The sequence below is a fragment of the Streptomyces sp. NPDC060209 genome (assembly GCF_042728155.1).
Classification (GTDB): Bacteria; Actinomycetota; Actinomycetes; order Streptomycetales; family Streptomycetaceae; genus Streptomyces.
Map to the genome: position 1 here is coordinate 1 of NZ_JBHWZS010000321.1, position 9865 is coordinate 9865.

A 9865-nucleotide genomic window follows, 5' to 3' on the forward strand; every position below is an offset into this window, starting at 1 on the left:
GTACCGGCCTCGGCGGGGGCGGCGCACCGGATGGTGCCCGCGCTCCGCTACGAGGCCGGCTGTCGCAGCTGTGTCCGGGATTCGTGGTGGCACGGACGCTGACCTGTGTGGTGAGGCGTCAGACGATGCTGGCGCTCCAGTGCTTGACCGGTGACTGAACGCCCGTCCCCGTACTGGTGAAGGAGAACAGGGAGTCGACGCGCCGGCCGTCGGCGGTCGTCCCGGAGCGGTAGAGGACGCCGATGTCGTCCTTGCCGTCCTTGTTGAAGTCGCCGGCGACGGGCTGGCTGACGGCCCAGCTGAAGGAGCCGGTGCTGGCCCAGACCTCGCGGGGCGCGGCGAAGTCGGTGCCGTCGCCGGTGAGGGTGAAGAGCGTGGACTGGTGGACGCCTTCGGCGGTGGTACCCCGGTTGTAGAGGATGCCGATGTCGTCCCGGCCGTCTCCGCTGTAGTCGCCGGAGGTCACCTTGCTGGCGCTCCAGTTGAAGGATCCGCTGCTGGTCCAGGACTTGCGGGGGTTGCTGAAGACGGTGCCGTCGCTGGTGAAGGTGTAGAGCGAGGAGATGAACTTGCCGTCGGCGGACTTGCCTCCGTTGTAGAAGACGGCGACGTCGTCCTTGCCGTCCTTGTTGTAGTCACCGGAGGTGACCTGGCCGGCGGACCAGGTGAAGCCGCCCGGGGTGGTCCATGTCTTGCGGGGGTTGTCGAAGTCGGTGCCGTTGCTGGTGAAGGTGTAGAGCGAGGAGACCCTGCCGGTGTCGGAGGATCCGTTGTCGTAGAAGACCGCGACGTCGTCCTTGCCGTCTCCGTTGTAGTCGCCGGAGGTCACCTTGCTGACAGCCCAGTTGAAGCCGCCGGTGGTGGTCCATGTCTTGCGGGGGGCCTTGAAGCCGGTGCCGGTGCTGGTGAAGGTGTAGAGCGAGGAGACAGCGCCGGTGTCGGAGGATCCGGTGTCGTAGAAGACGGCGACGTCGTCCTTGCCGTCTCCGTCGAAGTCGCCCGAGGTCAGCTTGCTCTTGCTCCAGGTGAAGCCGCCGGGCGTGCTCCATACGTTCTTGGGGGCGGCGAAGCCGGTGCCGGTGCTGTAGAAGGCGAACAGCGAGGACCGGTTCTTGCCCTCGGGGGAGGTGCCGTTGTCGTAGAAGGCGGCGATGTCCTCCTTGCCGTCGGCGTTGAAGTCGCCGGATGCGACCTGGGACTCACCGGGCAGGGCGCGGACCTGCTGCACCCATTCGGTGATGTCGTCGAGGCGGGTCTCCACGGCGCCGGTGCGGGTCTCCTCGGAGCCGAGGCAGCCGGCCTGCCAGGACGCGCTGTGGACGGCGACGAGTTCGGCCTTGCCGCCGGTCTCGCGCAGCGCGGGACCGCCGGCGTCGCCCTTGCAGATGCTTCCGCCGTCCCGGGTGATGGCGACGGTGGTGGCATCGGCCTGCGTCACGGTGAACGCACCGGCGTGCAGACGGTCGGGCACCCAGGTGTTCTCGGTGCGGCCGTAGCCCGCGGCCTGCAGCGTCTCACCCGCGGTGGGCGGGGTGGTGGCGAGGAGGACGGGGGCGATGTCGGTGACCGGGGTGGCGAGCTTGGCCATCACCAGGTCGCGGTCCGCGCGGGGGACCAGCTCGGTGATCTCGACGACCTTGCCCGCGGTGCTGGTCAGGTCCGTACGGCCGATGGTCGCCGTGGCCTTCTCGGCCGGTGCGCCGGCGGGTATCGGGAAGGCGGGCTGTCCGGCGGCGGCGAAGCAGCTGCTGGCGGTGAGGACGTACTGGGCGTCCACGAGGGAGCCGGTGCAGGCGCGGCTGGTGTCGCCTTCGCCGATCTGGATCTGCGCGGTGAAGGTGTAGGTGTTGTCGGCCACGGCGTCACCGATGACGGCCTGGGCCGGGGTGGTGAGGGTGAGTGCACCGCATGCGGCCGTGGCTGCCAGCAGCGCCACGGCCCGTGCCCGGCGGGTAGGTCTGATGTTCACGAAATTCTTCGACTTCCTGTGAGAAGACTCGACTGTCGAGAAGGGTGGAGGTGGCACCGCACGTGAACCGGTAGTGCCCGCCGGCATGTATTACTTCGAGGCTCCCGTCCATACGGGCACATGGTCGCGGCCCTGCTTCGCCCGCGGGGGAATTCTGGACGCGGTGGTGGCGCCTGTGGTAAACCGTCAGGCCCGCTGTTCCTGGCCCACCTGCGGGTGCGCTGATACGTACGCATGCTCAGCTCGCCGCGGGTTTCACATCGGAATCCGTCCGCTTTCCGCTGACCAGGGCGAGGAAATGCCATCCGGATGAAGGCATTCGTCAGCGCGTCCAATTCGGGAGCGCCGTACAAGGCTTCACGGGACCCTCGACGCCTTCATTGCCGCCGGGGTGATGTGCTGGACGGGCGAGGCGTACCAAGGTGCCGACCGCCTTGCGCGAGTGCCCTTTCGGGGCAGCCGCTTCGGGGGAAGGAGGCGGCGTCAGAACAGCACCGACGCCGGGTACGGCAACTCCGCTTCAGCACCCACCGGATCATCGAAACGTCAGGGCTGTCCTCGTCCTTCGCAACGCCTCGGACCGAGCTCGGAAAGCGCTCGACGGGACGGGCGCAGGTGTTACTTGGACACCCTGATCTCCACGAGCGTGTGGTCGCGGCGCTCCGGGTCCGCGGATTCACCCACCGACGTCCAGGTGTTCTTGGCGACGTCGAACGTCTTCTCCTCGGTGCCGACCGTCATGTCCACCGTGGTCGTGTAGTCGTTGCCCCTGATGGCGTGGACCGCGGGGAGCTCCAACGTCAACCACCCGGAATTTCCAGTCACTTGGAAGCAGACCTTGTCCGTCCTCTCGCGAGCGAGAATCTCCAGGAGACCGGCGCCCGTGACACATTCGGCCAGCGTGATGTGACCGTCCCCGCGCTTGAGGACGATGTTTCTCTCCGCCAGGATCTTGTCGGCCTGCGGGTAGTTGAAATCCTCAACGGCATAGCCCGGCAACTCGTCCGCGACGGACGCGGTGTTGGGCGAAGCCTGCGGCGACGCACCGGCACTGCCCCCGTGTGCCGCCGTCAGCCAGATCATGGCGGCAACCGCAGCGACTCCCGCATTGCGTGCCGTCATGTGCCTGCGCACCGCGGTGGGCTTCTTGAATTCCTTCATGTCTTCCCTCAGTTCATCATCAGTTAAGGGCTCGGCCATCGGGGTCGAAGCGTCCTCTCGGTTGTGGAGGCGCGCGGAAATTCGCCCTGCCGTCCCATTTTCCCGAATGCGCATCGGACCCACCGTCGGCTCAAACCGGCCTCCTGAAGGGCGACTTCGTCACCGCGCCGGATGAGTCGGCGCCACCCCCCCCAGGTCACGTCAGCGCCGCCATGACAGCACGAATCCAGGGCGCGGTCCACCAGTATGATCCACCCAAAGAAGGGCCAATGGGGGCACACGTGGCGCGACTTCAGCCATCTCGCAAAATGGTTGTACGGAAAGCGGTTTCGGTTCGGTCAAGATACTTCCCGAAAAGGGACAGGCCTTGGATTAATCATCTGGGCTCAACAAGAAGGCAGTTGATAAGGTCTCCGCTGTTCGGTGACTTCCCAAGGATCTTTGAAATCGGCCACTGCTGGCCGGAATCTGACATTCCTCACCCACCATCCACGCGAGGGAAACTCTCCTATGCAAACAACGTTCTGGAGCCGACGCCGCGTGCTCGGCGCACTGACGGCTGTCACCGCCGCCGCAGTCGCTCCCACAGCGCTCGTTCCAATGCGTGCCGCAGCAGCGGAGGGCACGGCGGTCGACCCCTTCTCGCTGCCGGACACCGAACGGGCGAAAGTGGTCAAGGCTCGGCTGACGGGTGGCAGAGCTGTCAAGGCGGCCGCTGGTCAGGCCCTGTTCGGCACCGACATTGCGATTCAGGCCTTTCTGGGTGATGCGCTGCCGAGGCTGACCGTCGAGGACAACCGCGTCGCCATCGTCAGCAGCCTCGACCGCGCAGGCAAGGGACTGCGTCGCCAGGCGGTCGCTGCCCTGGACGAGGGCGATGCCGCCATAGCCGCCTTCCTCAAGGACGGCTTCAAGGCCGCTGTTTTGGAGGACCTGACCGTGGCAACCTCCACGGTGGCGGCCACCGGTGGCCGGGCGGTCCGGCGGGAAGCGACCGCCGCACTGGACGCCCCCACCGAGACGGCTCTGGTGGACTTCCTCACCGACACTCAGTACAACGCCCGGCTGGAGGATGCCCAGGCGGAGGTCTCCACGATGCTGACGAGCGCCGGCCCGGAGGTGAGGAAATATGCGGACCGTGCGCTCAGCGGCACCGCGGCCGACGTGGAGTGGTTCATCGAGACCGGCCAGCACATAGCCCGTGCCCGTGACCAGGAGTCCACGACCATCCAGGAACTGGTCGCCGTCGTCGAGCAGGAGGGCAAGCGCGCCCAGCGTCAGACGGATCTGGCCGTAGAGGCCTCGCAGCGCGCCAAGACCGCCGCCGAGAAGGCGATGGGGGCAGCGTTGAAGGCCGCGTCGGAGGCGGCCGATGCCAAGGAGGACGTGCAGCGGTCCGGGGCGGCGGCTCGCAAGGCGGCAGATGCGGCGAGAGGCGCGGCGGATGCCGCGCGTAACGCCATCAACGCCTCGAACGCTGCCGTGTCGGCGTCCCGCCGCGCGTCCTGGGCTGCCACCGGTGCCTCCCAGGCAGCAGCAAACGCCGGCAATGCGGCGGTTCGCGCCTACCACGCTGCGATCGGCGCATCCAAGGACGCCTCCAAGGCGAGCATTGCCAAGAACGCCGCAGTCGCTGCCCGTGACGCCGCCGCCAAGGCACGTACCGCGGCGAAGGCCGCCGATCAGGCCGCCGCCGCAGGAAAGGCGTCTGCCGCGGCCGGTGCCGCCGCGGCCGGTGCCGCGCGTAACTCGGCGGCCGCTGCGGCTGCCGCGACCCAGGCCGGGAACGCGGCCGGGGCGGCCCAGTCCGAGGCTGCCGAGGCCAAGCGCCAGGCGGCGATCGCGTCCAGCGCCGCGAACCGCGCCACCAATGCCGCCTCCACCGCCCAGGCTCTCGCCAACGCTGCCGCCAGTGCCGCCGAGACAGCCCGTGATGCTGCCAACTCCGCCGCCACCCATGCCGAGAAGGCGGCGGCCGCTGCCGAGGAGGCCGTGAAGTACGCCGGCCAGGCCGTCGACTTCGCGAACAAGTCCACCGCGCATGCGGGGGAAGCCGTGAAGGCCGCGAACGACGCGACGAAGGCCGTATCGGACGCCCTGACGGTGGAGCAGAACGCACGGGATGCCGAGGCGGAGCGCCTTCAGCAGGACAAGCTCCAGGCCATTGAGGAAGCCCAGCTGCTGGCACAGATCGAGGCGGAACAACTGGTCGACTATCAGGACAAGCGCACACAGGCGCAGCAGACCGCCCAGGCGACCAAGGACCTGATCACCGACGCCGAGCAGGCGCTGTACTCGGGTGACTTGGACGCCGCCGGGACCCTGGGCCGTAAGGCGGCGATCGCCACGCTCGAATCCAAGGGTGCCTGGACCAGACAGGCCGCACAGTACGCGCTCGCCGGTAGCGACAACGACGTGCACGCCTGGATCGACTTCGACCGGTTCCTCGCGCAGAACCAGGACGACAGGGAGTCCGCACTCCATGTGGCGACGATCGCCGGTCCCGCGGTGGCCGAGGCGGCCCAGGCCGCGCTGGAGAGCTCCGACTCCAAGGCGGTGGGCGACTTCCTCACCAGTGGCATGAAGCGGGCCTCCGACGAGGACCTGCGAGTGGCGATCGGTGTCATCATCTCCGGGAATCCCGGCAAGGCAGTCAAGATCGCTGCCGACAAGGCGCTCGACGAGAACACCACCGAATCGCTCAACCGCTTCTTCGATGAGGATTACCCCCGGGCCGTACGTGAGGACGACGCGGTACTCACGTCCTCGCTCCTCGGCACCGGTGGGGCGTACACCAGGGCGTACGCCGAGGTGGCGCTGGAGGGCCCCACCTGGATGCGCCGCAACTTCGTCACCGTGGTGCAGTTCCGGACGGCGCAGCTCGACCACGACACCGCCACGCATGTCGCCGCGGTCCGCGGATCCATCGCGGCAGCGGCGAAGATCGCCGAGAAGGCGCAGGAGAACGCCGCGCTGGCGTCGAAGGTTGCCGCCGAGGCCCGTAACGCCGCCGACAAGGCCAAGGAATGGGCGGACAAGGCGATCGCCTCGGCAGCAAAGGCCGAGGACTACGCCGATCAGGCCCGGCAGAACGCCGACGCCGCCGACAAGTCCGCGGCAGCCGCCCAGGCATCCGCGAACAAGGCGAGCGCGGCTGCCTCGACCGCCCGTGGCGCCGCCCGCTCGGCGAACTACTCGGCGAACAAGGCGATGGACTCCGCCCGCTCCGCCCTCAAGTCGTCGTACAGCGCCCAGGCTTCGGCCGCCAGTGCCCGCGCCTCCGAGCTGGCCGCCGGGAAGGACGCGAAGACGGCGGCGGCCGCAGCCAGCCAGGCGAAGCAGATCGAAATGGCCAAGCGCGAAGCCGAGAGGAAGGCCGCAGTCGTGGCCGCCGCGGAAAAGGCGCGCAAGGAGCGGGATTCCAACACCGACCCTGCCGGAAAGGGCATCAACGACCAGGTCAACCCCAACGGCACCGGCGGCGACGCCGACGAGTGGTGGAACGACGCCGAGTTCTACGCCGATGCCTTCAACGCCATCAGCGTCGGCGCAGGGTTCCTGGCCGCGGGCTGCGCTCTCGCCGCCTTCGTCTTCCCTCCGGCAGCCGCAGCCGCGGGTGTCCTGGCCGGGATCTCGTTGGGCGCGGGCGCTCTCGGTACCCTCTTCACCGGCATCGAGCACGGCTTCTCCAGCAGCGAGTTCATCGGCTCTGCCGTCGGCACCGGCCTGAGCCTGGTCACCTTCGGCCAGTCCAAGTGGCTCGGCGCGGCGGACAAGGCGCTGGGCGGCAAGGTCATCAAGCCCGTGGTCGACAAGATCACGGAGGTTGGCGAGGACCTGGTGTCTCCGGTGACCAAGGCGCTGGCGTCGATCTTCTGATAGCGACCGGAAACCCCCAGGTTCGTCGATGGTGCAGCGGACGCGGGGGCTCCGGACGTAGGCGCGAGCGCCGAGGGGCCGGCGTCGGCGTCCGGGGGAGGAACCGGTCTCAGCCGGTCGGGAGTTCGGCCTTCCGGGCCCGGTGACCCCAGGGGAATCCGTGTTCGCGGTCTGCGCAACCAGGTGCGCCGGGGCTGTACGGGGGCAGCAGCGCGACCCCTCGGTGTGAGGCTGGAGCCGATCACCGAGGGGGCGTTGCCTCCCGCAGCTCCGGGCGCTCGGAATCAACGTCCGGGGATGGGAACTCGACCGCGCGAACGGCTGTCCTCACCGGCTGCCGTTTCTACCGGGGCATCGCTTCTCATCCCCTGAGTCGCCGCAGATCGGGCGCACTTGCTCGCGGCCCAGGAGTGATGGCCTCACGGCCTGGCCCCTCAGGGTCATTTGTCGCCCACTGGGTCCGGCGTGTAGCGCGAACCGGATCCCGCGCAGTGCCTGACGGCCAGGCGTCCTCGGCGGACCGGCCGCCGGGATCGGCCGCAGCGGGCGAACCAACGAAGCGCTCGACAAGCACAGTTGCTCCGAGGCGATCCGTGGACACGGCCCCCGGCGTCCCGTGAACAGGACGACGGGCGGCCGAGTCGGCAGTCACGTGTCCTGAGGCTTCGGCCAGGACCATCCAGCCCTTTGCTCACCACTCAGTACGTCACGCCTGAAAGGTAAGTACGACAATGCGACAGTCCTCCTTCCTTGCCCGGTATAGACGCGCGGTCGTCCCGCTGGTGGCTGTCCTGGCCCTGGGCGTCACCACCACCGGGATGGCGCCGGCGGTTCAGGCGTCGGAGGCGTCCCCCCGTCAGGTGGGCAGCCTCGACCCGGCGGATCGGACCGGCAGTCCCACCCGCACCGAAACCCAGCCCATCGCAGTGACCTCCGGGGAGAACTGCCGGCCCACGGCAGCGGGTTCGAAAGAGCGTCGGGCGGGCGCCTTCGAGGCGTGTGTGAGTACAAGCCCCGCCCCCGCGAAGCGCACTGCGAAGCAGGAAGCGACAGGGCAGCAGAGCCTCGCTGCTGCTGCGGACACGGGCAGTTGTGACATCACCAGCCCCGGCAACTACACCTACGAGCGCTTCGCGTACTGCGTGACCGGGGTGAACGTGCTTTACACCCTGCGTGACAGCCAGGGCAAGGAGATCGGGAGCGGCACCCTGCAGGTCTCGGCCGGTGCGTCGCTGCCCGCCAACGGCACGACATGGGACGAGCAGGTCACTGTGAAGATGACCTCGGCGCAGGGTGACGTCAAAGCCCTCAACGCCAAGTTCCGCGCCTCCTGCGGGACCGGCTGCACGGCGACGAGGACCGCGCCGTGGTACGGCGGTGACCTGGTCATGGGGCAGTCTCTCAGTGGCATCGTCTCCTACTCCTCGGCCCCCGCCGCGGGTGGAGTCGCGGAGTTCGCCACCTCGTACAAGATGTACGTGACCTCGCCGGGCGCCACGGCCGTCGATCCGAACGCGGCGTGGGACAACCCCCGCAAGATCCGCTGCGACGACGCGGTCGGGGGCACCTCGGCGGCGGGCTGTGCCGTCCCCTCGGTCATGCCCGTCGTGCCGATGAGCGCAACGGCATCGGACTCGGGCGGCGGCGTCGCCGCCTACGCCTGGGCCCAGAAGAACCTCAACGGTGCCTGGGGCAAGAAGGGCAGCCCCCTGACCCGCTCGACGAGCGGCGTGGCCGGCCGCACCGCCAGCACGTGCAGCGGCTTCGTGGCGCAGACGGAACTCGTCGACACCGACACCTGCGGCGACTTCCCCTTCGGCGAGGCGAAAGAGGGCGGTGCCGCCGGCGCCCAGTGCGTCGAGGTGATCCCCAACCTCGGCAACGGCGAATGGGACACCTACATCCTGAACGACGGCCATGTCCTGGACCCCGCCTCACCCTGTGTGCAGGCCCATGTCACTTCCGCCGAGAAGCAGTTCGCCGGCACGCAGCTCGCCGACGGCTTCAAGGACCAGCGGGTGATCGACGCCGACCAGTTCGAGCTGACGATCTCGACGCCGGACACCGGCCCGCAGGCCCGCTGCCTGAACGATCCCCCGCCGGCCGGCGCGCTGCCCAACGGCGGCGGCTGGTTCAAGAACACCACCGAGCCGGTGCCGCTCGTCAACCAGACCAAGCCGGCGTACGGGCCGGGGAAGCGGCCGACCCAGGCGCAGGCCTGCCTGGGGAAGAACACCCCGGAGGGGACCGGAACCTCCGGCGACATCACCGGCTGGCAGGACGCGCAGGCGTTCAAGCAGGCGAACTCGCCTGATTCCTCGCTGGCCCGGTGCCACCTCATCGCGAGGATCCTCGGTGGGAAGGGCACGAGTGAGGTCACTCGGTTCAACCTCGTCCCCTGCTGGCAGTCCGGCATGAACACGGGCACGCCCAGCATGCGGACCTACGAAACCGAAGCGCAGAAGATGATCAAGGACCCCAACTCCAGCCTCGGAGCGAACGACGCGGTCTTCTACCAGGTGACGCCCGTCTACAAGGACGCGAACAGCACCATCCCGGTGGGCGTCACAATGAGCGCCAATGTCGAACGGGCGAACGGGACAACCGAGGTCCTGTTCCCCAACGTCTACGTCACCAACACCCTGGGGAACACCGGGTCGCTCAACCTCGGCAACTGATCCCACCCAGTTCGCGCCCACGGGAGCCAGCATGAGTTTCACCACCCCGCCGCGGCCGGTCGACGTGACCGCGCTCTTCCCTCAACTGGCCCCGCTGGCGCGGACGGCCACCCGGCTGCACCCGCGGCCGGGGGCGCCGACCGTGCACGACAGCTCCGTCGGCGGGCCTCTCCTGTGG

General features: G+C 68.6%; 4 protein-coding genes. 2 read left to right on the forward strand and 2 right to left on the reverse strand.

Annotation, left to right across the window (positions count from 1 at the left end):
- Positions 1-118: 118 nt before the first annotated feature.
- On the reverse strand, positions 119-1969 hold the full coding sequence (locus ACFWFI_RS36560) for an FG-GAP-like repeat-containing protein (RefSeq protein ID WP_387398974.1): 1851 nt from the start codon (positions 1967-1969) through the stop codon (positions 119-121).
- A gap of 618 nt (positions 1970-2587) precedes the next feature.
- Complete coding sequence (locus ACFWFI_RS36565; protein ID WP_387398976.1) at positions 2588-3130, reverse strand: hypothetical protein; 543 nt, start codon at positions 3128-3130, stop codon at positions 2588-2590.
- Between the two features lie 510 nt (positions 3131-3640).
- On the opposite strand from ACFWFI_RS36565, the gene ACFWFI_RS36570 reads away from it, so the two are divergent.
- Entirely contained in the window at positions 3641-7009 is a 3369-nt protein-coding gene (locus ACFWFI_RS36570; RefSeq protein ID WP_387398978.1) for an ALF repeat-containing protein, read from the forward strand.
- Positions 7010-8010: 1001 nt separating this feature from the next.
- Positions 8011-9687 carry a DNA/RNA non-specific endonuclease gene (locus ACFWFI_RS36575; RefSeq protein WP_387398980.1) on the forward strand — a complete coding sequence of 559 codons (1677 nt, stop codon included), beginning with the start codon at positions 8011-8013 and terminating at the stop codon, positions 9685-9687.
- The last annotated feature ends 178 nt before the right edge of the window (positions 9688-9865 follow it).